Genomic DNA, 1337 nt, shown 5'->3' with positions numbered 1-1337 from the left:
GCCCGTCAACAATATCCTCCCCGTCAGTAGCAAGCGCTGAATTGTCGTCATCCCCATCCGTCAGCTGAACCGCAGCAGGATCAATCGGGTCATAGAGTGACCCCACCGTCACCGTCACCGTAGCGGTCCGGCTCTCGGCGCCGTCCGAGACCGCATAGCTGAAGCTGTCGCTCCCGATATAACCCGCATCCGGGGTATAGAGGATCTCGCCATTCACCACCGACACAGACCCGTTCGACGGTGCCGAGCCGGAGACATCAATCGTCAGTGCATCGCCATCCGCATCACCGTCATTGGCCAGAACATCAATCGAGACCGCAACATCCGGATCTGTGCTCGCCGTGTCATCCTGGGCGTCCGGCGCGTCATTGACCGCGTCCACCGTCACCGAGACCGTGCCCGCCGAACTCTCCTTGGTGTCGCTGAGCGTATAGCCGAAGCTGTCCACCCCGTTGAAATCCGCATCCGGCGTATAGGTCGCAATCCCGTTTGCCAGGGTCACCGAGCCATGCTCGGTCTCGACCACGCCAGCGGTGCCGGGATCGTCAAAAGCGCTGGTCAGCGCGGTCACGCTCAGTGGGTCGCCATTGGCGTCGCTGTCATTGGCCAGCAGATCGATCGCAACCGTCTGATCCTCGGGCGTCGTTGCCGCATCCGGCGCCGCAACCGGCGCCGCATTGGTCTCGTAGACCGTCACCGTCACCGTTGCCGTCGTGCTCGACGTCCCATCCGACACCGCGTAGACAAAGCTGTCATCACCGACAAAACCGGCATTCGGGGTATAGACGATCTGGCCGTTCGATACCGCAACCTGACCGTTTGCAGGCGTCGAGCCCGAGATATCGATGCTCAGCGCATCACCATCCGCGTCACCGTCATTGGCCAGAACATCGATCTGGATCGGGCCATCCTGCTCACCGCTGGTTGCATCATCCTGCGCCACTGGCGCGTCCGGCGTCGGCGCTACCGTCACCGTCACCGTGGCAACGGCGGTGCCGCCTTGACCGTCCGACACCGTGTAGCTGAAGCTGTCGGTTCCGTTGGCATCCGCATCCGGCGTGTATTCAAGCTGACCCGCATTGATCACTACCGAGCCGAACTGGCCTTGGGTGACCGACTGCAGCGACAGCGTGCCGCCATCCGCATCGCTGTCATTGGCCAGAACGTCGATCGCGACGCTCTGATCCTCATCCACCGTTGCTGTGTCGTCTGCCGCATCCGGCGCTATGTTTGCACCTGCTGTCAGCAACCGGCCATTGGCTTCCATATCGGCTTCGGTTCCGGCTAGGTTGCCGACGCCCTTCAGCAGGGCAACCGGGACAAAGCCACTGGCCCCG

General features: G+C 62.5%; 1 protein-coding gene. It reads right to left on the bottom strand.

Features of this window, described 5'->3' with window-relative positions; translation table 11 throughout:
* The coding region (locus ACR0NN_RS25240) for an Ig-like domain-containing protein (protein ID WP_480685864.1) at window positions 1-1337 on the bottom strand (1337 nt) is incomplete at both ends.

Source organism: Ruegeria sp. BA2 (assembly GCF_056539605.1).
This window is presented reverse-complemented; position numbering and strand designations above follow the sequence as displayed.